This is a genomic window from Halobacillus sp. AWH4_228, from assembly GCF_056158365.1.
Genome location: NZ_JBSWTE010000001.1, coordinates 1476405 through 1497962, shown reverse-complemented (window position 1 = coordinate 1497962; position 21558 = coordinate 1476405). Strand labels below are relative to the sequence as shown.

The following is a 21558-nucleotide window of genomic DNA, read 5'->3' as shown; positions in this document are numbered from 1 at the left end:
ACAGCCTTGTTTTTCTTTTACAGGATAGAACTTAAGAAGGCTTGTGTCCGCTCTTCTTTCGGATTTTCGAAAATCTCCTGTGGGGTCCCGCTCTCGACGATCTTTCCATCGTGCATATACACGACTCTGTCGGCCACTTCACGGGCAAATCCCATTTCGTGCGTAACGACGACCATCGTCATCCCTTCCTGAGCAAGGGTCTTCATCGTTTGAAGCACTTCTCCGACAAGCTCCGGATCAAGCGCTGAAGTAGGCTCATCAAACAGCATGATTTCAGGCTTCATCGCCAGGGCGCGGGCGATGGCTACACGCTGCTTCTGTCCACCGGACAAGCGGGACGGGAATACATCCGCCTTATCGCCGAGCCCGACTTTTTCAAGCAGCTGCTTCCCTTCCTCTTCCGCCTGCGCCTTGGAGAGCTTTTTTACCTGCAGCGGAGCTTCCATTACATTCCCGAGCACCGTTTTATGCGGAAACAGATTAAAGTGCTGGAATACCATTCCGACCCGCTGGCGCACTTCGTTCAGGTTATCCTTCTTCGGATTGATTTCTTTCCCCTGAATGTACAGCTCTCCGCCATTTTTCATTTCCAGGAAATTCAGGCAGCGAAGCATCGTACTTTTCCCGGAACCACTGGCCCCGATCAAGACGACGACTTCACTTTCCTTTACTTGAAAGTCAATATCCTTCAAGACGTGCAGGTCTCCAAAATATTTATTTAATTGATTCGCTTCAATCATATAATCAGACAATCGATTTCCTCCTCCATTAATCGCTGGCCGCCAGTTTCTTCTCAACAGCCCCGACAACAAGGGTCAGCAGAAAGACCAGAATCAAATACCATACCGCACTGACAAGCAGCCAGGTCATGTAATCAAAGGTATTCGCCCCCTGAGTGGTGGCGACAGCGAAAATCTCCGATACCCCGATAAATGCAGCCAGGGATGAATCTTTCAACCCAATAATAAACTGATTTCCCAGCGGTGGCAATGCACGCCTGAACGCCTGAGGCAGAATGATCCTGCGCATCGTAAGCGCCTGACTCATTCCGAGGGAGCGCCCTGCTTCCGTCTGTCCTTTTCCTATCGACTGAATTGAACCTCTGAATATTTCAGCAATGTAGGCTCCATTATGGAAGGCAAGACCGAGCGCTACCGACCAGAACCCACTGATCATCCAGATTTCGGTCAGCCCGTAGTAGAAAACAAAAATCTGGACGATCAACGGTGTTCCTCTGACTACATAAATGTAGATATTCGCTATCCATTCCAACACTTTGATATCGGAAATCTTCATAAAAGCAAACATAAGACCGATGAAAATCGCAATAAAAATGGAGACAGCCGTTAAGGCGAGCGTCAGCTGAGCCGCTTCAAAGAACATCCCCCGGCTGCTGATCAATGAATCCCAGAAATGAACAACATTCAAATACATCTGCACCAACTCCTCTGTCATATGAAAAAGAGTACGCGGCTGCGCACTCTTCACCTTCGTTCCTGTCTAACATCACGGTTTATTCAGGAGGCGTTGTGATGTCATCCCCAAAATATTCCTCACTGATTTCAGAAAGGGTACCATTTTCTCGAAGTGTTTCCAGTGCTGCATTGATCTCATCTAGTAATTCTGTGTTTTCCTTCGATACAGCGACGGCCTGCTCGCTGCGTTCAATCATTTCCTTCGCCTCGATATCCAGCCCTTCACCGGAAGCTTCCTTTCCGGTCAAAAAATCGGTAATGACAGCATCGTGACGACCCTTGGACAAAGATTGCAGGGCTACGACATCACTGTCATAGGTCTTGATATTCTCCGTCACTTCTTCTGCATACTGACTGTATGTGGATCCTTTAGAAAGAGCGATTTCTTTGCCTTCCAGATCCTCAAGGGTTTCAATGTCACTGTCTGCACGGGTGAAAATCTGTGCACCTGAGTAATAATAAGGTGTCGAGAAGTCCACCTCCTGTTTACGCTCGTCTGTAATCGTATGGCTGGCGACCGCTGCGTCAAAACGACCGGTTTTCACCCCTTCTACAATACTTGCGAACTTCTGTTTCTGAGGACTTGGTTCAAGTCCCAGTTCCTCTGCAATGGCATTGGCCACGTCAATATCGAAGCCTTCCATCTCTCCATCGGCCCCTGTCATGCTGAAAGGACGGAACTCTCCGGAAGCCGCAAAGGTAAATGTCCCTTCCTCCACCAGCTCGTAATCCGTATTATTTTCTGATGTATCCTCTGAACCACTGTCTCCTTCATCTCCGGAAGCACCATCGTCACTGCTTCCACAAGCAGCAAGGAAAAGCACCAGCACCAGAGTCATGAATAACAGCAGCATCCCATTCATTTTCTTCATCAGCCCTGTATCATCCCTTCTCTGTTTGTCATCTTTCTGTAATATTAAAAGTATATCGATTTATCAAATATTTCCCAAAATTAGTGAGATTCTAAAAATGGGTAAATAGAAGGGTACAGCGGATATAATGCATAAATACTAGATATACCTTATAAATACTCGATATTCCTCCTCTTTAATAGAAAAATACATAAAAAAACCGTTCTCCCATAGGGAGAACGGTCTTCTTTTATACCTGCAGATGAGAGAGCATCGCTTTCCAGGCTTTATCTTTTCCTTCACCTGTTTCGGATGAAAATGGAATAAGGGTATCCTCTTCTTCCATTTCCAGCACCTCCTGAATCATTTTCAGCTGCTTATGGCGCTGCCCTTTTTTAATTTTATCCAGCTTTGTTGCAATAACCATCACCGGCACGTCAAAATGCTTCAAATAGTCATACATCGCCTGGTCATCCTCGGAAGGCTTATGGCGGACGTCAATGATGAGCGCGGTCGCTTTCAGCTGTTCACGCTCAGCAAAATATTCCTCCATCATCGCTCCCCATTTGGCCCGTTCCTTTTTGGAAACTTTCGCATAGCCATAACCGGGCACATCAACGAAATGGAATTTATCATTGATGATATAAAAGTTAAGCGTCTGCGTTTTTCCCGGCTTGGAAGATGTCCGGGCCAGGTTCTTTCGTTGAATCATCTTGTTAATAAACGATGACTTACCGACGTTGGACCGCCCGGCAAGGGCGATCTCCGGAATCGGTTGGTTGGGATACTGTTTCCTGCTCGCCGCACTAATGACGATATCTGCGGTATTAACCTTCATGTGCACCCTCCGCCAATGCCTGATCCAATACTTCATCCAAGTGTTTCACAGGGACGAAGGTCAAGCCTTCTTTAATACTGTCTGGAATATCTTCCAGGTCTTTTTTATTTTCATCAGGAATGATGATTTTCGTCAAGCCCGCCCGGTGCGCACTCAAAGATTTCTCCTTCAAGCCGCCGATTGGAAGCACACGGCCGCGGAGTGTGATTTCACCAGTCATCCCGACTTCCTTGCGGACAGGACGTCCGGTAAGAGCGGATACAAGAGCGGTGGCCATCGTTATCCCCGCTGAAGGGCCGTCTTTCGGTGTCGCTCCTTCAGGTACGTGAATGTGGATATCGTTCTTCTCCACGAATTCCGGATCAATATCAAGTTCAGCCGCGCGTGAACGGATATAACTGAAGGCTGCCTGAGCGGATTCTTTCATGACATCTCCCAATTTACCCGTCAACGTCAAGTTGCCCTTTCCTGGATAGATGGACACTTCAATAGAAAGTGTATCTCCACCTGCTGTCGTATAGGCAAGACCGGTGGCTGTACCAATCTGATCTTCAAGCTCTGCCCGTCCATAACGGAATTTTGGACGGCCGAGAAGTTCCTCAAGCATTTTTTCGGTGACGACGACGCGCTGCTTGTCACCGGCTACGATAATCTTAGCCGCTTTTCGGCACAATCCGGCCAATTCTCTTTCCAATCCCCGGACACCCGCTTCACGGGTATAGCGGCGGATCAGTTTGAGAAGGGCTTCTTCTCTCACCTGCAGCTGGCTTTTCTTCAGGCCATTTTCCTTAATCTGCTTGGGAAGCAGGTGCTCTTTGGCAATCTGCTGTTTCTCCACTTCTGTATAACCGGCAATCGTAATCATTTCCATCCGGTCGCGCAAGGGTCCGGGGATGTTGGCTACGTTGTTCGCCGTAGCTATGAACATAACTTTCGATAAGTCATAGTTTTCTTCAATGAAATGATCACTGAATGTCCCGTTCTGCTCTGGATCGAGCACTTCAAGCATCGCAGAAGAAGGATCTCCCCGAAAATCGCTTGCCATTTTGTCGATTTCATCCAGAAGGAAAACCGGGTTGACGGTTTCCGCCCGCTTCATTCCCTGAATGATCCGACCCGGCATCGCTCCGATATAGGTCCGGCGGTGACCACGGATTTCAGCTTCGTCTCTCACCCCACCAAGAGATACACGGACGAATTTACGGTTGATGGACCGTGCGATGGACTTGGCCAGAGAGGTCTTCCCTACCCCTGGAGGTCCCGCAAGGCATAAAATCGGCCCTTTAATCGTCTGGGTGAGCTTCTGGACAGCCAGATACTCCAGCACCCGTTCCTTCACTTTCTCAAGTCCATAGTGGTCTTCATCCAAAATACCTTCCGCGCGGTTCACATCCAGGTTGTCTTCCGTTTCCTCCGACCAAGGCAGAGAAACGAGCCATTCGATGTAGTTACGGATGACAGAGCTTTCTGCAGAACTCTGAGGTATCTTCTCATAACGGCCAAGCTCTTTAAGAGCCACCTGTTCCACCCGTTCCGGCATGGAAGCCTTGTCGATTTTCTCTTTCAGCTGAGCGACTTCTCCAGTTTTCCCGTCCTTGTCACCAAGTTCATTCTGGATCGCTTTCATCTGTTCGCGGAGATAGTATTCCTTCTGTGTTTTCTCCATCGATTTTTTCACCTGACGGCCGATCTTCTGTTCGATCTGAAGTACTTCCCGTTCATTGCCGATCAGCTCAATCAGCTTATTCAAGCGTTCTTTCACATTGCGGGTTTCCAGCACATCCTGCTTGTCCTTCAATTTAATCGGCAGGTGGGACGAGACGATATCAGCCAGGTGGCTTGGATCATCCGTGTCCGCTACAGTGTTGTACGTTTCCTGTGTCACTTTTTTCGATACTTTCACAAACTTCTCGAATTGTTCGAGCAGCATGCGCATCAATGCTTCTTCTTCGTTTTTATCTTCATGTTCATCTTCAATGATCTCAATAGACGCCCGGTAAAAGTCGCCCTCCTCACTGAATTCATCCATGCCTGCCCGGTGCAGTCCCTCGACGAGCACACGGTTGGTTCCATTCGGAAGCTTCACCATCTGTTTGACGCGGGCTACGGTCCCTACGGAATAAAGGTCTTCATACGCTGGTTCATCAATGTTCACTTCTTTTTGAGAAACAAGGAAAATTTCATTATCATCCATCATGGACTGCTCCAGGGCCTGGACAGATTTCTCCCGGCCGACATCCAGGTGTAACACCATGGACGGGTAGACAAGCAGCCCTCTGAGAGGAAGTAGAGGTATATTGTTTCTTTGTTTGTCTGTCATCTATTTGCACCTCCGATAAATGCGGATACGTAATTTAATCATATAGAAATGTAAGTGGAAAGTAAACGAAACGATACCAGATGGTGCCAACACACATAGCCCCGGCCTCGAGTCAGGCAGGGGACCTTTCCTTATGGTATCCCTATTATAAGCAGAAACTACGGTTTCATGCTTGGATCGTGCCTGTAAAGCCCCTATAAAAAAGCCGTGCTACAGTTATTCGTAGCACGGCTTTTTCAAGGGATAACCCCCTCAGGCGTTACGCACTTTCTTTCGGTGACTGTTTGTTGTCATCCTCTACGGTTCCATCTGTAAGCACAAGCTTCGGACGGCCGTTTTCCGCTTTGACTGTATCTTTCGTGATAATACACTTCTCAATATCATCGCGGGAAGGAAGTTCATACATCACATCAAGCATGATGCCTTCAATTATGGAGCGGAGGCCGCGTGCCCCTGTCTTCCGTTCAATGGCCAGACGGGAAATTTCACGAAGCGCTTCCTCTTCCATTTCCAGCTCAACATGGTCAATTTGAAGCAGCTTCTGATACTGTTTGACAAGAGCGTTTTTCGGTTTTGTAAGAATTTCAACCAATGCTTCCTCATCCAGCTGCTCAAGACTGCCGATTACCGGCAGGCGTCCGATGAATTCCGGAATTAGACCGTAGCTTAGAAGGTCTTCAGGCAGCACTTTCGTCAGAAGATCCTTCTTCTCTGCTTCGTCCGTCACCTGTTCGGAGCCGAATCCGATCACTTTTCTGCCCAGGCGGCGTTTGATAATCTGGTCGATCCCATCGAAGGCCCCACCCACGATAAACAGGACATTCGTCGTGTCAATCTGGATGAATTCTTGATGAGGATGCTTCCGCCCACCTTGTGGAGGAACACTCGCCTGCGTTCCTTCAAGGATTTTAAGAAGCGCCTGCTGGACACCTTCACCGGACACGTCACGTGTAATGGAAGGGTTTTCTGATTTACGTGCTACTTTATCAATTTCATCAATATAGATGATTCCTTTTTCTGCTTTCTCTACATCATAATCAGCAGCCTGGATCAGTTTAAGAAGAATGTTCTCCACATCTTCCCCGACATAACCGGCTTCTGTAAGAGACGTAGCATCTGCAATAGCGAACGGAACATTCAAGATACGTGCAAGGGTCTGGGCAAGCAGTGTCTTACCGCTTCCGGTAGGTCCAAGCATCAGAATGTTACTCTTCGCAAGCTCCACCTCATCATTTTTCACTCCGGCGTTAATACGCTTGTAGTGGTTGTAAACAGCAACGGAAAGGTTCTTTTTCGCCTGATCCTGTCCGATGACATAATCATTCAGAATGTCACGGATTTCCTGAGGTTTCGGAACTTCCTTGAACTCCACCTCTTCTTCGTTGCCAAGCTCCTCTTCCACAATTTCTGTGCACAATTCAATGCATTCATCACATATATATACGCCAGGTCCTGCAACGAGTTTTCGGACTTGTTCCTGACTCTTTCCGCAGAAAGAACATTTCAATTGTCCTTTTTCATCGTTAAATTTAAACATACGTTTCACCCCTTAATAAAATGACGCAATCGTTGCGACTGAAGTTACTGATACGACGCCAACGTTTCGCTTCTTTTGCCCATCATACCAAATAAACTCCAAACACAAAAGCAATACCTTTCAGAGGTGTGCCGTCAATTCCTGCGACACCCTCATTATGTAGATATAAAACGCATAAGTCAAACCTCTGAGCATCTTAAATAGTATATGTAAAAACGCTTGGAAGTATCATTATTTTCCCCACAAACCACCCCGCCTAAACGGTGTTTCCGAAGAAAATATATGAGAAGACAAGGTACCCGGGCACCTTGTCTTCTATCAGTATTATTCAGCTTTGCTGTTTTCGACAAGAACGTCGATGGCTTTGCGGACTTTCAGGTCTTCTTTGATCATGTCCGTGTTCCCGCCAAGCATCTGCGTCAGCTGAGCTACATCTGTCTGGTACATGCCAGCCATGTTTTCCAGTTCAGCATTGACGTCTTCATCGGTTACGCCGACATTTTCCGCCTCGGAAATAGCTTCAAGAGTCAAGTTCGTTTTCACGCGCTTCGAAGCATCTTCTTTCATCTGCTCGCGAAGGGCGTCTTCGTCCTGACCAGTGAACTGGAAGTACATGTCTTTCGTCATGCCCTGCATCTGAAGGCGCTGTTCGAATTCCTGAACCATACGGTCAAGCTCAGTGTCGACCATGGCATCCGGAATTTCAACCTCAGCATTGTCAGAAGCTTTATTTACAAGAGTTTCACGCTTCTGGTTGTCTGCATCAGTTTTCTTCTGATCTTCCAGACGCGTGCGTGTTTTCGTTTTAAGTTCTTCCAGGGATTCGACTTCTTCGTCGACATCTTTCGCGAATTCATCATCAAGTTCTGGAAGTTCTTTGCCTTTGATTTCGTGAACTTTCACTTTGAAAGTAGCCGCTTTACCAGCAAGCTCTTCTGCGTGATATTCTTCAGGGAATGTGACTTCCACTTCTGTTTCTTCGCCGGCCTGCTTACCAACAAGCTGCTCTTCGAAACCAGGGATGAAAGAACCGGAACCTACTTCAAGAGAGTAGTTATCCGCCTGGCCGCCTTCGAAGGCTTCCCCATCAACGAATCCTTCGAAGTCCATAACGACTGTATCGCCGTTCTCAATGGATCCTTCTTCTTTAACAACAAGCTCAGCCTGACGCTCCTGCATCTGCTTCAGTTCGCTGTCTACGTCTTCGTCTGTAACTTCTGTGCTTTCTTCTTCAAAAGTAAGACCTTTGTATTCGCCAAGTTTCACTTCAGGCTTCACCGTTACTTCAGCAGTGAAAATCAGGTCCTGGCCTTTTTCGATCTGCTTCACGTCAACTTCAGGACGGTCAACCGGCTCGATGCCTGCTTCGTCCACGGCGTTAGAGTAAGCTTCCGGAAGGATGATATCAAGAGCATCCTGATACAGAGATTCTACCCCGAAGCGCTGTTCGAACAATTTACGAGGTACTTTCCCTTTACGGAATCCAGGTACCTGTACCTGTTTAACTACTTTTTTAAAGGCAGAATCAAGGGCTTTGTCGAACTCGCCTGCAGGTACTTCAACTGTTAATGTACCTACATTGCCTTCTTGCTTTTCCCATTTTGCTGACATAAAAAATTCCCTCCAACATCTATTCACATTTTCGTCCGGAGACGATGGTTTACTGATTCTATGACTCTGATTACATACGAATCTCTTTTGCAACCATTACATTATAACATAATCCCCGCTGCTTTCAAGGCGTGACTCTCATTGGTTTTTCTAGGAACCGGTCACGAAAACATAATGCTGCTCACACAGTTCAATTTCTGATTTATACCGGTCCACTTCCTCTAAATGGGAATCCGGTTTATAGGGAAGCTGCAGGTATTCATGGCCGAGCTGCTTCAGCGCTTCGACGAGCAGCGGCACTTCCTCTTCATCAGGGAACAGGGGATAACGGACGTAGCAGTAGTGGAACAACAAGTTGTTGACCATCTCATACATCGTTGGATTTTTCTGTTCCACCTGGCCGAGCCTCATCTGGATCTGCTTCATAATATAATCATGCTGAAGCATCGATAAATGGCCGGGCACAATGGTCATTTCCATGCCGAATTTTGTCAAAGCCACTTCTCTATCCACACGTCCATCTCTAAACCATTCCAAAATCGAGGATTTTATCATGGGGTGTACGGCTGGTTCCTGAAGGTACACGATAAACTCCTCCAGATAATCATGGGGGTCCTGTTTCTTTAAGTGATCGAGGGTCTGCCACTGCTTATGTATGTGATCGGTTTCCAAGGCTTCCTTGAAAGCGAGGGATAATTCCTTCCCCTGCTCCTTCCGGCTGTCTTCCAGCAGCTTTCTGCTCACTTCATACATCTGCCACAGCTGTGTACGGCTCTGATGGGGGATGTCCTCGGATTCAAAAACTTCATCGAGCAGGTCGATGATATCGCTGTAACGGCTGCTTTGGAAAAGGATCGTAATGTAGATATGTAAGTAATGGTAATACTGGTCGATCGTTTCCTTCATCTGCTCTTGACACAATTCCTCAGCTTGATCGAACTGACCGAGCTCAATCCAGCTCATCAACAGCCCTGTGATAACATCATGGCCGGCCTGATCATACTCGACAAGTGGTTCAAAGGCTTCCGCCGCTTCCTTGTAGCGCTTTTCCTTCAGAGCCTCCAGTCCCGACTGCTCCAGTCTCGATTTCCATCCAGGAAACATCACAAGGTTTCCTCTTTTATTCTCCATAAGACACCCTTCCCTAAAAAAACGTCCTTGTTTCCTTATTCTTTCCTATCGCTGCTCCGTTCAAACCATCGTTCCAGCTTATTACGCTATATTAAAGCAAATACAATAGAAATACAATGGAAACCCCGTGCCCCACCGCCGCTTTCCGCTATTCCTGTTGTTTAGACACGAACAAACAGAAACGTACACACCTGCATCAATCGTATAGGAGAATAATTTATTTATCGTCCATCAATTCCGCAAAACAGGTCTTTCTACTCATGAATAAACAGATTTTTTTGCTAGAATAAGTAAATGTCAATAAAATAATAACGAATCATACGCTAAGGAGTTGTATCGTTTTGTCACTGCTTGATGATCAAACCTTGCTGGAAACCTATCTGGAGTCTGTAAAGCTTCAGCTGGACGACGAATTTGTTCACTTAGTCACGCAAGAAATTGATAAACGATCCATCCAACTACCAACTGAGAATTCCACACATCTTATATAAATGGACGTAGAAAAAGGCATGCAGTCATCTGCATGCCTTTTTCATTTACTGATTAGAGGCTGTACCTTGTTTCCCGGACATCTTCGCTAAACTCGGAATGACATTCTGCAGTTGTCCGGCCTGACCAGTCATCATGCTGTATGTGGCCGCACCGATACCGATCGAAGCGATAACCGGCAGCCACTGCACATTATTCTTTTCCATCCTGATCACTCCTCAAATCGGTTGGCTTAAAGCCTCTCTTATTGTCTGCCCTCTGCCTCCGACTATGACCGGCAATCTTTTGCGGTTCTGCCTTTAAATCCCTTGCATGAGTCTTCGTATAAGAAACACCGGCCACAGGACAATCCATCCAAGCAGGTAAAACATATATACCGCCTGCTCCTGTTTGTCCTTCAGCACCGGTTCTTTTTTAAAAAAGCAGAAAAACACGCCGATGAACAGATACGTGAAAAGCAGCACATCCACCACTCCTTCCCTCCATAGCGTATGAGAGAAAGAGGGGCTGTGACGCTTTTCCAAAGCAGACGTTTTCTTGAAATTCCTTAGAGGATCCCTGCATAAAATGGTATAATCATACATGAGGTGATACCTATGAGTGCCATCATATTATTCGACGGGGACTGCCATTTCTGCGACAAAAGTGTCCAGTTCATCATTCAACGAGATCCCCGCAGCCGGTTTCAATTTGCATCGCTTCAAAGTGACAAGGGCCGGGAACTGCTTTTGCAGTATAACATCCCCCATGACACCGACAGCCTTGTATTAATCCAGAACGGAAAAGCCCGCCTGGAATCCACCGCCGCTTTGACGATCAGCCGGCAGTTGAAAGGATTCTGGCAGCTTGCGTACTTGTTGATTCTGATCCCAGCACCGCTGCGCAACGCTTTTTACCGGTGGTTTGCATCCAATCGTTACAAATGGTTCGGAAAAAAAGACGACTCCTGCCCGTTACCGACGCCGGATGTCCGGAAACGATTTTTATAAAAATTCATTTAAATGGAGGGACCTGCCATCAGCGGTCAACAAGTCCAGCATCTGAAAATTACGTCCAAAGAGTTTACGAAACGCGCGGTTTTCATCACGCTCGGTGCCATCATTATGGCGGTAGGACTGGAAATTTTTCTCGTTCCGAATCAGGTCATCGATGGCGGAATCGTCGGAATCTCCATTATCCTGTCGCATTTGACGGAATGGAAACTCGGGCTGTTCATCTTCCTATTGAATATCCCCTTTTTCTTTCTTGGATATAACTTGATTGGAAAAACATTTGCCTGGTCAACGGTGTACGGCATTGCCATCCTTTCAACGGCCACAACCGTGCTTCATCCGGTGCCTGCCTTTACCGATGATATTCTGCTTGCGACATTATTCGGGGGATTTATCCTCGGCATCGGTGTAGGAATGGTCATCCGCTACGGAGGATGTCTCGACGGGACAGAAATCTCTGCGATTCTGATCAGCAGCAAAATCCCCTTTTCTGTCGGGGAAATCATTATGTTCATCAACCTGTTCATCCTTGGAAGCGCGGGCTTCGTCTTCGGGTGGGACCGGGCGATGTATTCCCTGCTTGCCTATTTTGTCGCTTATAAAATGATCGACATTACGATTAAAGGACTGGATGAATCGAAGGCTGTACATATCATCAGCGATGAATACGAGAGCATCAGTGAAGCCATCATCCAGCGCCTCGGCCGCGGCGTCACCTTTTTAAAAGGAGAAGGAGCCTTCTCCAATGATGAGAAAAAAGTGATCTTCTGCGTCATCAACCGATTGGAGGAAGCGAAGCTGAAAGCGCTCGTCCAGGAGCACGATGAACAAGCCTTCATGGCCATCGGGGATATTGCCGAAGTGCGGGGCGGACGCTTTAAGAAAAAAGAAATTCATTAAAAAGAGGCGCATTCAGCTGCGCCTCTTTTTTTTACGGATGTCTCTTTCGTATGGATGGTCACGTGCTGCTTATCAGGGGATGACTGCTGTGGGATCACCCGTATTCTTTATAAGTGGAGAGGCTCACCTTGTTGTGCTTCTTTTTCCGTCTCAGGATTCTTCTTTCAGCACGCGCCTTAAGATTTTACCTGCTCCTGTCTGAGGAAGAGACGTGCGGAATTCGACAAAACCCGGAACTTTATAGCGGGCCATATGGGCTTTTGCCCATTGAATCAGCTCTTCCTCCTCCAAGGGTGATTCCTCTTTCAGAACAATGAACGCTTTGACGACCTCCCCCTTTGATTCATCCGGCACACCGATGACAGCCGCCTGGGAGATGGCAGGATGTTCCTTCAATAATGCTTCGACATCTTCAGGGAAAATGCTGAATCCTGACGATTTGATCATTTCCTTCAGACGTCCCTGAAAGTATAAATAGCCGTCTTCGTCGAAATAACCGATATCACCCGTATGCATCCACCCGTCCGCCAGCACTTCCGCTGTCGCATCAGGCCTCCCCCAGTAGCCTTTGAACACACCGGGACTTTTCACAGCGATTTCCCCGGCCTCACCGGCAGGCTGGTCTTCTTTTGTTAGGGGATCGCGGACAGCCAGGGACGATCCAGGAACAGGGAGGCCGACAGATCCGAATTTCACACCGTCACCGGGCATATAGGTGTCCACGGTATGGGTCTCGCTCAGACCGTAAGCCGCTTCATACAACGAACTATCCGGCGCAAAAGAACGCCAGCGTTCTGCCAGGTCTTCTGTCACAGGCATACCGAAGCTCGTACATAAATTGAGTCGCAGAGCATCCGCTTTTTCCCCGTCTACCACGGATAACACAGCCTCATTCATCGGGGCGATGCTGTACCACACCGACACATCGTAAGCAGTCAGTGCTGTGACCACCTGCCGGGGATCAAACCTGACAAACAGCACACAGGGGGAACCGGTAAACGCCGGGATGTTCACGCCCATCACCATACCCGCAATATGACAGAGCGGCATCACCGCTAGCCACGTCTCTTCCTCTTCCACCCCATTCGCTTCCACAGCCGCTGCTGTTTTATACAAAGCATTTTCATACGTGAGCATCGCAGCTTTCGGTCTTCCGGTCGTTCCTGACGTGAAAGCAAGCAGCGCCGTATCATCCATATCGACATTTTCAGACGCTTTTTGCGGTTCCGCTTCGTTTACAGCATCGCTCCAATGGGTTTCCTTTTCCTTTAATGTTAGATCCGGAACCCTCAAGTCACCCGGCACTTCCCATTCGGTATGCTCAGGAATATAATCTTCGTAGGAAACGACAAGAACCGCATGAAGATCGCTGTCTGTTTTCCTCACCTCACTTAACAGTTCCCCGCCGGTAAATAGTCCTTTCATGCCGACTTCCTTCATTAAATAAGTTAACTCGCTCGCTTTGTACATCGGGTTCAACGGACAGACAATCCCACCAATTGACTGGATGGCATAGTGGGCAATGATATACTGCGGGCTGTTCTGCATATAGAGCCCGACCCGGTCCCCTTTTTCAAAGCCCTTCTGTGACAAAAATCCAGTCATCTTTTCAATACCATTCAAAAGTTCCGCCCACGTCAGGGTGTATCCATAATAAAAATAAGCAGCCTCATGCGGGCGTTTCTCTGCGTGGTGCTGGACGTATACGAGAAGCGGGTGTTTTCCAAGAGGGTACATGTTCTCTATTTGATGCCGTTTCATTTCGCTTTTCATTCGATTCCTCCTTATGTGGACATCGGCCAGTCTGCCAGCCGTCTTTCACTTTTATCCGACGCCGTTCGTAAAAACCGAAGCAGAAAATCCCGGCTCTGTTCCGGCTCGATGATTTCCTGAATCAAGAACTTACCCGCGGCTTTCGCTGGTGAGCTGTCGAAGCTCCACTGTTCCAAATAAGCCCCACGGGCTTCAGAAGGATTGTCCGCCTGTTTGATCTGTCTTCCATAAACAACATTCACACCAACGTCGGGGCCGGTAAAGTTAATTTCAGCCTCCGGCCAGGCAGCCACCACGTCCGCCCCCATGCCTGGCCCACCCATGTTTCCATACGCCGCTCCAATGCTTTTACGAATGACGATGGAGTACTTCGGAACAGTGGATTTAGCAAGCGCCGTATTCCAATTCATAATCTTTGAAGGCATTTTCCGCTTTTCTGCCTGACTGCTGATCCTGAACCCGGGAGTATCGTGAAGAAAAATCAAAGGAATATGATACGAATCACAGAGGCAGATGAAATCCACCGCCTTATCACACTCCTCCGGCCCTGGAGCCCCCGCCATATGAAGCGGCTGACTCGCCACCACTCCTGTGACCCGCCCGTCCATACGCGCAAGACCTGTAAGGAGTGCTTTTCCGTAAAAAGGTCGGAAAGCCATAAAGGATTCCAGATCGACAATCTCACGAATGAGTTTATTCATGTCATACGGACGTCTCATGTTCGAAGGAACAACAGCCGCTGCGTTTTCCCCTGAAGATGAGGACGAAGGCACAGATACTTTAAAAGGAGGCGTGTCTTCATATGAAGAAGGCAGATAGCTGAAAAACCGCTTCATAGCCGTTATCGCTTCTTCCTCTGTTTCAGCGACGTGATCAATCTGCCCTGTATATGCCGCATGCATATCAGGCCCCCCAAGGTCTTCGGCTGTAATCTCTTCTCCACTCGCCATCTCCAACATCCTCGGCCCGGCAACGGCCATTCCCGTTCCGCGCACCTGTGTGACAAAACCCGATGTCACGGCCATCCACGTCGGACCGCCGAAGCTGTCCCCAAGAATGGCGGTAAGGATCGGGGTTTCTCTGGAGTGATCCAGCAGACAGTTCGGAAAAAGCTTGTCACTGATTCCGTCTGAACCCATCCCATCCGGCATCCGCAGCCCACCACCTTCACACAAATTAAAAAGCGGCAGCTTCCTCTTTTTCGCATACTGATGAAAATACTCACTCTTCCGGAGATGAACCTCCCCTTCCGTTCCAGATAACACACTCACATCCATCGCCTGAACGATCGCTTCCCGGCCATCGACACGGATCAAACCGCCGATCAGCCCATCGGCAGGCGTCCGTTCTTCCATTCCCGGGACAGATGAATGGGCAGATTTTCCGAGTTCAAAAAAGGATCCGTCATCAGCAAGCAGGTGAATTCTTTCATGAGCGGTAAGCTTAACAGGCTTTTGTTCTGTAGAGGAATCGGTTTGTTTTTCGTTTGTGTTCATAAGAACCTCCTTCAGATACTGACTGGTTGGTATGTAGTGGTCAAAAAATACAGGGTTTATTTGTTAGTATAGGTTAATTAGTCTGAAAATTCAATTCTTTTAGAGTCTGTAAATAAAAGAAGGAGCAGCTATTCACTGCTCCTTCTGCCATTACAAACCAACTTGGTTCATCTCATAGACTGCATCTTCTGTACTGAATCCTTCGTAAGTCACTTGGTCAATTAGACCCGTTCTCGAAAACAAAAGATAGTCTATAGCCATTTTGAAAATGGACTATAATCTAAGTAATCCTGGGTCATGTAAACGGCCTGTTCTTGCGAAAGACACTCGCAGCATCTGTCCAATATCGGTATAGGACATCCCACATTGGTATTCTTTCATTTTTCCTCGCTCTCCCTCCAGCTTCGTGAACTAAATCTCCTCCCGCATGGATTCAATTTAATGATGAAGCTTGTCGAAATTTAAGGCAACGATTTTGTACATTTTTAGCCGGCTATATTGTCCATTTTAAATGTGACTCTTTCATCCTTACCAACTCCAATTTAAATTCCTTACTATACTTTGCCATAAAAAAACCCCCGGAAATTAGATTGTTAACTCTACTTCCGGGGGGCACCACCCTGCTGCTGCTTTTTCTTTTTATAAAATCTATAATATAGTTATGAGAATGCTACCCTGTAAAACATAACCAATTAAATATCGATTTCTAATGAACAATCTAGAAATGGATGTTGTCGGCGTCATAAGTGTTCGAATAAAAATTATTTTTAACTAAATCAAAGCAGAATGAATAGACCCTACCTTGAGTGAGGAATGCGATGTCAAATAATTCTTTCCACTTCGTTTTAGGGTAAATTGATATGCACCACAACAATAATCTTGTTATTGTGATAGGATCAATACACTTGCAATAAACAAAACAGAACAAGCCTTAAGCAGTCCACTCTATTCATACAAGAAAAATAGAAATAATAAGGGTAACAAATGTTCCCCAAAAACTAATTTTTATAACACTTTTCGGACTGTCGTTAAATTTAGCAGCTATCGAAACTGCCAATAAATAACTGATGGAAAGAACTATCTAACATGAACTGGTATATAGACGGAAAAAGATAAAAGTTATATCAAGTTATAATGAAACTTTGGTATGGTGAAGCAGAAGTAGATGCTGCTATAAAAAAATTTAATGTCGAGCATCATAATAATAACGCTTTCGATTGTCTCCTTGAAAATCTATCCTTCACTTCTGATAATCTTAACCTAACCAAAGCTCACTCAAATAATAAAAACCAACCTCAGTTGATTTCAAAGGCAGTTGTGAATATTTCAGAGACTAAGGTCACAGATCACTATTGAATTTACGTCTCACTATGCAATAAGCTTTGATAGTAAAACTATAAACCTAGACAGTTTACATCTACTCTACCAGGATGATTTTAGAATTGTGTAAACAGATGCAAAAAGGGTTGTTGGGAATTTGTTAAAACTAGGGGCGGTTAACTCAACTTAACTGAAAAGTGCTATCCAATATTGATTTCTGTATAAAAGAAGATGAGTAATCATTTTCCTCAAGAAGGAGGATCAATTACTGAATTTCAAAGTTAGACTGATGAAAACGGAATAAGTTATATTGTGGTTGCCAGGGATGCCAGTTACAAGATCGTATTTACATAAACCCCTTCTAGCAAAGATTACTACCAGAAACATCGAAAAGACAATTAAGAAAAGTTCTGCCCTAAATGGGCTTCTACCCCACTTACACCATTTAAACTTTTGGCTCTGTTAAAGTTTGTTGTTGATATTTATAGAAAAAATAGGACTACCTTATTAGGTAGTCCTATGCAGAATTATTGTCTTGTTAAAATAGCCCGCAGAGAGCGCTGATTATGGGATTGTATAATTCCCTAAAAAACCTTTAAGCTACGATTATAATGGAATAAGCAAAAACCAGGATGTTAATTGACATTAGCATTAACCTCTTCCAACCTCTTCCTCCTATGGCGATAATAAATCCCAGTAAAGGTAACACAAAGAGCCCTATGAACATCATTTCCCCTGGTATTGTAATGAAAGACTGATTAATAAAAACGGTTAATAAAATCAATCCATAGACAATAACGAAGAAGAAAGATATTTTGTGGTTGCTGCTATATAAATCACCAACCCACTGTTTAGCCACCTGAAGGTAAAAATCATCTTCATTACGATAATGACGCAGAGATTCAAATGCAGAAACTAAACTGTCAATAATTGAATACTTGGCTGTTTCAGGTCCTTTTGACAAGTCATCGTTCAAGTATCCTTTACTAACAAAACGCTCTCGGAACTTCTCTATTACTTTAATAGGTTCTTTGTACATCTTCCTTTTTAACATTAGTCTCATTAAGAAACGAAGAAACATTAGTTGTGTGACATCAAAAATACTTCGCATTATAAAAACCTTCCTTTGCATACTATTTCACTCTTTTTCTTATTTGATTATTCTGCTCCGTTAGTTCAAAAGAGCGGTATTATCTATACCTCGAACTTAGATAACCTAAGTGTATCATAGGTTTCTATACTTGGAATTAAATTCCCTTTTATTATCATATCATTCATCGTCACTTCATTCCTCTGATGATGGATACTCTCTAATACCTGGAACCAGGTCAAGTAATGATTGAGATACTTCGTTGCCACGCCGTTGAAGCGCTGTATCCACGCTTTCAGCCTTCGGTGGTAGTTATTGACGTTCTGGATGTGGTAAAGCCCCTTGGTGCGGATTTATAGCCCTTAACTATTACTTAAAGGCATTTATATTAAGTACCAGTGGTTTGCACAATGGATTTGATCATTTCAATCCAGAGCACATTTTCCCAGCTCCTCAAAGTAAACGATTAAATCAAGTAATTGAAATATTAAGCCTTCCAAAAGATGATTTAATAGAGAAGTTCGAACAGACCTGGAGTGAATTAAATCCTTCCCTGCCTCGTCATTTTTTAAGTGAATCTGCAGGCTTCGAATTGCTGCTGGTGCATTTGGAGGATGATAGAGAGAAGTTTGAATCACTTTTAAAGCAGTCATACAAAATGAATACCCCGAAAAAAGAAGCTAAGTCTATACCACCTGTGTTATCACATAAGGAAGTTTCACACGAAAAACCTCAACCAATAAAATCTCAGCAGATAAAGACCAATAATGATAAACCTCAACCAAAGAAGGATACAGTCAGGAAATTGCTTATTGATTTGCACCCTGATTTTATTTTTGTAGTTAATGGTGGTTTATATAACTCAAATGAACCGGATCAATTCTCTGCCATTACTCAAACAGGAATCTTTGCCTACTCTTTTCAAAAAGGGAAGCTGATGGAACTTGGACAGGTGGAATGGAAATCTGTTTCTCAAGCCTCCATTGACTTTAGAGCGATGAGTACTCTTTTAACCCTGAATGGTACAATTTTTAAAATTTTAAGTGATGAGAAGAGAGTCTTAAGTACTGCACAAGAAAGATGTAATATTGAAATAAAGAAAAAGGAAAGAAAATGGCATCAAAAAATTGTAGGGTTTCGTACCGGCAAGCTATGGAAGATGGTAACAGCTGCTCTCATTTATTTGCTAATTATTAGCTCAGGAGTGGGTGCCTTTTCCGATGATAATAGCTCTACATCTGAGGAACTAGAGGCTGAAACTCCTTCCGAAGAAGTGGTTAAAAACGAAAGCACAGATAACTCCTCAGGTAGTGATTCAGGAGAACCTGAGAATAAAGAAGTTGCTAGTGATGAACCTGAGGAAAAAGAGCAAGAAGCAGAGGCTGAAGCAGCTGCTAAAGAAAAGGCAGAGAAAGAAAAAGCTGAGGCCGAAGCAGCCGCTAAAGAGAAAGCTGAGAAGGAAAAGGCTGAGGAAGAAGCCAAAGCCAGGGCAGCAGCTGAAAAGAAGAAAAATGAAACCAACGCTACCGTTACCCGCGTAGTTGATGGAGATACTCTAGAAATAAGAATGGACGGTAAAACGGAAGACGTTCGCCTATTACTAGTAGACACTCCTGAGACGGTGCACCCGAACGAACCTGTTCAACCTTATGGACCTGAAGCGTCCAAGTATGTAAAAGAAACGCTCACTGGTAAGGACGTTAGAGTGAAGGTTGGTAAAGAAGAAAGAGATAGGTACGGACGCCTACTCGCCTACGTGTTTATCGATGGAGAAACCATTCAGGAAAAACTACTAAGAAAAGGTCTTGCTCGTACTGCTTATTTATATAACGACTTAACCATGCTTGATCAATTCCATAAGGTTCAGCAGATTGCCATTGATTCTGGCAAAGGTGTATGGTCTATTCCTGGATATGCTCACAAGGACCATGACCATGGTTATCACTATGAAGATGAAAAGGAAGAACCAGCCCCTGAGCCGGAACCAGAGCCTGAAGAACCAGCTAATAGTGGTCTAATGTACGACCCATTTGGTCCTGACCGTGACTGTGGTGATTTCAATGGGAAACATGCAGCTGCACAAGCTTTCTTTGAAGCAGCTGGCGGACCAGCTAGTGATCCTCATGATTTGAACAGAGATACTGACGGAATTGCTTGCGATAGCCTTCAATAAATGATTTATTCCTTTGATATTGAGAAGTGGAAGTCAATGAGCCCAGAACAAATCAAGGAACTGGAGAGCTATTTTCAATACTTAGTACAGAAATCTATAGAAATGGATATAAAATAACACGTCTGTGGACGTGTTATTTTTTGTAGAGGAAATAGAAAATCATATTTTACTAATGAGACATGTACTAAATTTGGGTGAAGTTAACAAGAAGGTAAGAATTTTATGCAAGAGGAACTGAATACCAATAGTTGATGGCTATTAAAGAAGGAAATCAACCATTTTTATAAAAATTAGGTAATTTGCTATGTATAAAGAATTCCTTAGCGAAGCTTTTTTAACAGTTAATAAGCTTGCTAATAACCCTCAAGGTTTGAGAGAAATACTGATTGCATAGTTAGTGATAGCCTTCAGGAAACATCTATATTTGGTAAATAGATTTTGAATACTCCAATATAATATAGTAAACAAAGCGATAAAAAATGTTTTTTCAGATATTTAATCCCGACTATTATCATATGCTTACTTGTATTTAAAGGGTTTTTATTACTTTCATCCCATGATAACCTAAATTTATACAAAATTAAGAAAGGATGTAATTATGAAGAATCTATTTAAACTATTCACAGTAACAGCGTTATTATTTGCCTTCAGCTTTAACGTTAATCTTGTTGAAGCAAGCCCTTCTACAAAAGAGGATAACGTAATGAGTGATGAGCGAAAAAATCAACGCAAACAAGCAAAGCAACAATTGAAAGAAAAGCTTAATAATAGCAACCTAAAAGATTTACCTTCGAAAGCTTCTGTTTCTATACAATATAATGGTGAAGAAAAAACAATTGATAATCCTCGCGGGGTAACTGTCAAACTTACTCAAAACAATAATTCAGATAAAACTAGATATGCTTCTATAATTCCGACTACAATAACTTTTGATAAAGAAGATTTGGAAGTATCTAATAGTAGTAAAAGTATAAACATTCAAAGGGAAAAACCAGATTTAACAACATCCATCAAAAACTTTTCTAAAAAGGTTAGTGCTTCACTAGGTAATGTCTTCTTCGGTCAAACTGTCCATGCAATTAAAGGTGGTGAATCATCTGATTACAGATTTGATGGAGATGTTCAGCAAAGAGTCTACGTCGAATATGCAGAATCTGGCGGAGATGTTAGTTTGGAATATGTAGAGACAAGTTGGTCTAGAGATTCTACTGCATATGAATTTAAAGATGCAGAAAACCATGGTGAATGTGCCTGGCGTGGAGGATCTTTTGAAGATACTTATAATATTGGTACAGTATCTTGGGATTCAACATACGACTCCTACCCATATGCTCAAGTGACCTCTTGCGATTATACAGATAAAGAAAGTCAAAAATTGCCACAAGTCGGGCATGCACAGGCAGATTTCTACAAGGATGGTACTCTTTATTACAACAACGTACGATCCAAAGTTGAACTTACTGAAGCAGGACTATAAAGATTTAAACACATTTAACCCCTTATAAGGGGTTAAATGTGTTTCTAAAAAAATATTGTTTCCTAATTTCAATTCTGATAGAATG

General features: G+C 44.5%; 18 protein-coding genes and 1 pseudogene. 5 read left to right on the top strand and 14 right to left on the bottom strand.

Annotated features, from left to right (window positions below; all coding sequences use genetic code 11):
* Positions 1 to 17 precede the first annotated feature (17 nt).
* The 8 genes from ACXADP_RS07380 to ACXADP_RS07345 form a co-directional block, all read right to left on the bottom strand.
* A complete protein-coding gene (locus ACXADP_RS07380; protein WP_474970424.1) occupies positions 18 to 740 on the bottom strand; it encodes an amino acid ABC transporter ATP-binding protein in 723 nt (240 codons plus the stop codon).
* 28 nt (positions 741 to 768) lie between these two features.
* Positions 769 to 1434, bottom strand: coding sequence for an amino acid ABC transporter permease (locus ACXADP_RS07375; protein WP_051254688.1), 666 nt, complete (start codon positions 1432 to 1434; stop codon positions 769 to 771).
* A gap of 79 nt (positions 1435 to 1513) precedes the next feature.
* Entirely contained in the window at positions 1514 to 2347 is an 834-nt protein-coding gene (locus ACXADP_RS07370; protein WP_474971180.1) for a transporter substrate-binding domain-containing protein, read from the bottom strand.
* 229 nt (positions 2348 to 2576) lie between these two features.
* Positions 2577 to 3164, bottom strand: coding sequence for a ribosome biogenesis GTP-binding protein YihA/YsxC (gene yihA, locus ACXADP_RS07365; RefSeq protein ID WP_474969122.1), 588 nt, complete (start codon positions 3162 to 3164; stop codon positions 2577 to 2579).
* Entirely contained in the window at positions 3154 to 5484 is a 2331-nt protein-coding gene (gene lon, locus ACXADP_RS07360; RefSeq protein WP_474969123.1) for an endopeptidase La, read from the bottom strand. Before lon ends, yihA begins: the two co-directional genes overlap by 11 nt.
* A 259-nt stretch (positions 5485 to 5743) precedes the next feature.
* Entirely contained in the window at positions 5744 to 7021 is a 1278-nt protein-coding gene (clpX, locus tag ACXADP_RS07355) for an ATP-dependent protease ATP-binding subunit ClpX (protein WP_027955236.1), read from the bottom strand.
* Positions 7022 to 7345: 324 nt separating this feature from the next.
* Positions 7346 to 8632, bottom strand: coding sequence for a trigger factor (tig, locus tag ACXADP_RS07350; protein WP_206935372.1), 1287 nt, complete (start codon positions 8630 to 8632; stop codon positions 7346 to 7348).
* Positions 8633 to 8782: 150 nt separating this feature from the next.
* Entirely contained in the window at positions 8783 to 9763 is a 981-nt protein-coding gene (locus ACXADP_RS07345; RefSeq protein ID WP_474969124.1) for a tetratricopeptide repeat protein, read from the bottom strand.
* 341 nt (positions 9764 to 10104) lie between these two features.
* Here ACXADP_RS07345 and sda point away from each other — a divergent pair, with 341 nt between their 5' ends.
* On the top strand, positions 10105 to 10254 hold the full coding sequence (gene sda / locus ACXADP_RS07340) for a sporulation histidine kinase inhibitor Sda (protein ID WP_277988129.1): 150 nt from the start codon (positions 10105 to 10107) through the stop codon (positions 10252 to 10254).
* A 45-nt stretch (positions 10255 to 10299) separates the two neighbouring features.
* On the opposite strand, the gene ACXADP_RS07335 is transcribed toward sda, so the two are convergent.
* Both ACXADP_RS07335 and ACXADP_RS07330 read right to left on the bottom strand, forming a co-directional pair.
* Positions 10300 to 10458: a hypothetical protein gene (locus ACXADP_RS07335; protein ID WP_474969125.1), complete on the bottom strand. Its 159-nt coding sequence runs from the start codon at positions 10456 to 10458 to the stop codon at positions 10300 to 10302.
* A 93-nt stretch (positions 10459 to 10551) separates the two neighbouring features.
* Positions 10552 to 10725: a hypothetical protein gene (locus ACXADP_RS07330; protein WP_474971179.1), complete on the bottom strand. Its 174-nt coding sequence runs from the start codon at positions 10723 to 10725 to the stop codon at positions 10552 to 10554.
* Between the two features lie 123 nt (positions 10726 to 10848).
* Between ACXADP_RS07330 and ACXADP_RS07325 the strand changes: the two genes are divergently transcribed.
* On the top strand, positions 10849 to 11241 hold the full coding sequence (locus ACXADP_RS07325; protein ID WP_474971178.1) for a thiol-disulfide oxidoreductase DCC family protein: 393 nt from the start codon (positions 10849 to 10851) through the stop codon (positions 11239 to 11241).
* Between the two features lie 12 nt (positions 11242 to 11253).
* Entirely contained in the window at positions 11254 to 12144 is an 891-nt protein-coding gene (locus ACXADP_RS07320; protein ID WP_027955232.1) for a YitT family protein, read from the top strand.
* Between the two features lie 150 nt (positions 12145 to 12294).
* On the opposite strand, the gene ACXADP_RS07315 is transcribed toward ACXADP_RS07320, so the two are convergent.
* From ACXADP_RS07315 to ACXADP_RS07300, 4 genes and pseudogenes are all read right to left on the bottom strand, one after another.
* The gene (locus ACXADP_RS07315) at positions 12295 to 13917 is read right to left on the bottom strand and encodes a class I adenylate-forming enzyme family protein (RefSeq protein WP_474971177.1); all 1623 of its coding nucleotides are present in this window, start codon (positions 13915 to 13917) and stop codon (positions 12295 to 12297) included.
* Between the two features lie 11 nt (positions 13918 to 13928).
* A complete protein-coding gene (locus ACXADP_RS07310; protein WP_474971176.1) occupies positions 13929 to 15413 on the bottom strand; it encodes an acyl-CoA carboxylase subunit beta in 1485 nt (494 codons plus the stop codon).
* A 1915-nt stretch (positions 15414 to 17328) separates the two neighbouring features.
* Positions 17329 to 17772 (bottom strand): hypothetical protein, encoded by a 444-nt coding sequence (locus ACXADP_RS07305; protein ID WP_474971175.1) that lies wholly within the window; start codon positions 17770 to 17772, stop codon positions 17329 to 17331.
* A gap of 155 nt (positions 17773 to 17927) precedes the next feature.
* A pseudogene (locus ACXADP_RS07300) lies at positions 17928 to 18176 on the bottom strand (IS1595 family transposase); the annotation flags it as partial.
* A gap of 50 nt (positions 18177 to 18226) precedes the next feature.
* Between ACXADP_RS07300 and ACXADP_RS07295 the strand changes: the two are divergent.
* Together ACXADP_RS07295 and ACXADP_RS07290 are read left to right on the top strand one after the other, a co-directional pair.
* Positions 18227 to 19996 carry a thermonuclease family protein gene (locus ACXADP_RS07295; RefSeq protein ID WP_474971174.1) on the top strand — a complete coding sequence of 590 codons (1770 nt, stop codon included), beginning with the start codon at positions 18227 to 18229 and terminating at the stop codon, positions 19994 to 19996.
* Between the two features lie 598 nt (positions 19997 to 20594).
* The gene (locus tag ACXADP_RS07290; RefSeq protein ID WP_474971173.1) at positions 20595 to 21473 is read left to right on the top strand and encodes a hypothetical protein; all 879 of its coding nucleotides are present in this window, start codon (positions 20595 to 20597) and stop codon (positions 21471 to 21473) included.
* Positions 21474 to 21558: the final 85 nt, after the last annotated feature.

What these genes read in the sequence shown, in the direction of transcription:
- tig (WP_206935372.1), bottom strand. Translation starts at nt 8,632, where the DNA reads ATGTCAGCAAAATGGGAAAAGCAAGAAGGCAATGTAGGTACATTAACA.
- clpX (WP_027955236.1), bottom strand. Translation starts at nt 7,021, where the DNA reads ATGTTTAAATTTAACGATGAAAAAGGACAATTGAAATGTTCTTTCTGC.
- ACXADP_RS07370 (WP_474971180.1), bottom strand. Translation starts at nt 2,347, where the DNA reads ATGAAGAAAATGAATGGGATGCTGCTGTTATTCATGACTCTGGTGCTG.
- ACXADP_RS07290 (WP_474971173.1), top strand. Translation starts at nt 20,595, where the DNA reads ATGAAGAATCTATTTAAACTATTCACAGTAACAGCGTTATTATTTGCC.
- ACXADP_RS07345 (WP_474969124.1), bottom strand. Translation starts at nt 9,763, where the DNA reads ATGGAGAATAAAAGAGGAAACCTTGTGATGTTTCCTGGATGGAAATCG.
- yihA (WP_474969122.1), bottom strand. Translation starts at nt 3,164, where the DNA reads ATGAAGGTTAATACCGCAGATATCGTCATTAGTGCGGCGAGCAGGAAA.
- ACXADP_RS07375 (WP_051254688.1), bottom strand. Translation starts at nt 1,434, where the DNA reads ATGTATTTGAATGTTGTTCATTTCTGGGATTCATTGATCAGCAGCCGG.
- ACXADP_RS07305 (WP_474971175.1), bottom strand. Translation starts at nt 17,772, where the DNA reads ATGTACAAAGAACCTATTAAAGTAATAGAGAAGTTCCGAGAGCGTTTT.
- ACXADP_RS07320 (WP_027955232.1), top strand. Translation starts at nt 11,254, where the DNA reads ATGGAGGGACCTGCCATCAGCGGTCAACAAGTCCAGCATCTGAAAATT.
- lon (WP_474969123.1), bottom strand. Translation starts at nt 5,484, where the DNA reads ATGACAGACAAACAAAGAAACAATATACCTCTACTTCCTCTCAGAGGG.
- ACXADP_RS07325 (WP_474971178.1), top strand. Translation starts at nt 10,849, where the DNA reads ATGAGTGCCATCATATTATTCGACGGGGACTGCCATTTCTGCGACAAA.
- ACXADP_RS07380 (WP_474970424.1), bottom strand. Translation starts at nt 740, where the DNA reads ATGATTGAAGCGAATCAATTAAATAAATATTTTGGAGACCTGCACGTC.
- ACXADP_RS07310 (WP_474971176.1), bottom strand. Translation starts at nt 15,413, where the DNA reads ATGAACACAAACGAAAAACAAACCGATTCCTCTACAGAACAAAAGCCT.
- ACXADP_RS07335 (WP_474969125.1), bottom strand. Translation starts at nt 10,458, where the DNA reads ATGGAAAAGAATAATGTGCAGTGGCTGCCGGTTATCGCTTCGATCGGT.
- ACXADP_RS07315 (WP_474971177.1), bottom strand. Translation starts at nt 13,917, where the DNA reads ATGAAAAGCGAAATGAAACGGCATCAAATAGAGAACATGTACCCTCTT.